Annotated in this window: 2 protein-coding genes; both read left to right on the forward strand. The window is 35.6% G+C overall.

The annotated features are described in order from the left end of the window. Positions 1 to 310 precede the first annotated feature (310 nt). A complete protein-coding gene (locus tag JK188_RS17220) occupies positions 311 to 532 on the forward strand; it encodes an excisionase (protein WP_230083277.1) in 222 nt (73 codons plus the stop codon). After that, positions 487 to 1677, forward strand: coding sequence for a site-specific integrase (locus JK188_RS17225; protein ID WP_154600019.1), 1191 nt, complete (start codon positions 487 to 489; stop codon positions 1675 to 1677). Before JK188_RS17220 ends, JK188_RS17225 begins: the two co-directional genes overlap by 46 nt. Positions 1678 to 1930 lie beyond the last annotated feature (253 nt).

Raw genomic sequence — 1930 nt, forward strand, 5'->3', positions numbered from 1 at the left:
ATAACAATGAATATGATAAATGAAATTGAATATTCACTTAAAGAGATATCTGAAAACATAAAATTACTAAAAATCAACATAAAAAGAATAAAATTATAACCGACACCCTGCACTAGCAGGGTTTTTTATAACTAAAATTCAAAGTAACAATTCATGCAAATAATCGGATATGTATTACTGCTTGTAATGCAGGGTTCTGCTGTACCTGCATCTGAGCAAATATACATACAGACTAATGCGAGAGCTGTAGTGAGGCTTTTAAGAGAGAATCAATAATTAAATCCATCTATAGCAAAATATGGAGACTATTATGAATACAAACCTTTCTGTTGAGTGCTTACCAATATCTAAATACTGTGAATTGTTTGGTGAGAGCACTGATGCAATCAATAAACGAGTTCAAAGGCGCTTCTGGCAAGAGGGAGTGCATGTATTAAAGGTCGATGGTGCAAAAGAGCGTTGGATTGATATAAAGGAAGTCAACAAATGGGTCAGAAAAAACAAGCAGGATACCTACTACCAAGAGGCGTAACCATCCGTCAAAATAAAACCAAAAATACTTTGGTTATTACATTCACTTATAAAGGGGTTCTGTGTAGGGAACCCCTATCCCGGCTAACCGTAGATAATAAAAATATTAAATATGCAGAAAGGCTACTCGCCGAAATTCAGAATCATATAGAAAAAGGTACATTTAATTACCACAAGTATTTCCCTAACTCTAAAAAATCAAATTTCTTCGGTGATAATAATCGTGAAAAAAGAGTTATTGATTATTTGGAGGAGTATCTTGTGATTTGTGAAACTAGAAATCTGTCACCATCGACTATCAAAGGCTATGAAAAATGCAAAAGTTCCCTATCAGATTTGCACCAATTACATGTTTCATCACTCACACCTGCAATCCTAAAAAACTGGATACAAAAGCAAACGACAGTATTAAAAACCATCCGTAATCAGCTCTCTTTCTTGCGTAGCTCGCTAGATGAAGCCATTACTGATGGGATTATATCAATTAATCCAGTCAGCCTAGTATCAGCATCAAGATATCAATCAAAAAATAGTGGTTCTGAAAGTAACTATATTGTTGACCCATTATCACCACAAGAAGTATCCGCCCTACTCGCTGCAGCAAAATACGAGCAATGGAAAAACTTATTCCAGTTTGCCATTAATACTGGATTAAGAAGCTCCGAATTATGTGCATTGAGATGGAGTGATATAGATTTCATAGAAAATACCGCACATGTGCAGTCCGCAAGTGTCGTTGGCGTTATTAAGAAAACCAAAACTAAAGCCGGTACCAGAAAGGTAGAATTGAACAGTGAAGCAATGAACGCCTTGAATGACCAGAAGCAATTCACGTTTATGAAAGATGGTGTGATTTTTGAAGACCCAAAAACAAATAAAGCTTGGGCAGGCGCTGATGCAATCAGAAAGAAAGCATGGGTGCCAACGCTGAAAAAAGCGGGCATTCGATATCGCAATCCATATCAAACAAGGCATACATTTGCCACGAGACATATTAGCCAAGGCGCTAACCTGTTTTGGCTAGCTGGGCAAATGGGGCATAAAGGGCCTGAGATGTTATTTAGGCACTATGGGAGTTATCTTAAGGAGTATGATGGAGGTACGGTGAACAATAACGATAATCTATATTCCGTTACACTCATTTAGACTTGGGCTGACAGCGTTAGTAGATAGAGCACAACTAAACCTAGCCGCCTAACTTGTGTGAAAGTATACTAACCGATGGGTATAGTTCATGAAAGAAATATTATTTATTCTATTTTAATCAAGCTGAATAAAAATAAGGTTACTTTTAAAAACTTTAATAATTTGTGTTTTTATATATTCCATAGTAAATTTTCACATTATTTATTATTTAGTACAGCTAGCAAATAATTAAATATGTGGCTAAATATTTCTA

The organism is Providencia sp. JGM181, from assembly GCF_018257375.1.
Taxonomy (GTDB): Bacteria; Pseudomonadota; Gammaproteobacteria; order Enterobacterales; family Enterobacteriaceae; genus Providencia; species Providencia lanzhouensis.